Annotated in this window: 1 protein-coding gene; it reads right to left on the bottom strand. The window is 61.7% G+C overall.

The annotated features are described in order from the left end of the window. Positions 1-243: hypothetical protein (locus BIU95_RS18825; RefSeq protein ID WP_175470782.1), on the bottom strand; the 243-nt coding region annotated here is incomplete at both ends.

Here is a 243-nt window from a genome sequence, read left to right on the forward strand (position 1 = left end):
GGATCAGGAGGGTTTGGACGATGCGGTTCGCTTCCCGTGCCGCGGGGACGGTCAGGTCGGTGAGACGACGCCGGTTCCGGTCAACGAGCTCGTAACCGGGCTCCTTCTCAATGTGTTCGATCATGATCCGCGCCATCGACGCTTCCGGATGCTCGGTGTCCTCGAGGAGGACATGCCCCCACAGGATCCGGTCGTTCGAGAGGTGCAGGGAAACCAGACGCATCATCAGCAGTACCTCCAAGA

This window comes from Curtobacterium sp. MCBA15_007 (assembly GCF_001864905.1).
In the GTDB taxonomy this organism is placed as follows: Bacteria; Actinomycetota; Actinomycetes; order Actinomycetales; family Microbacteriaceae; genus Curtobacterium; species Curtobacterium poinsettiae.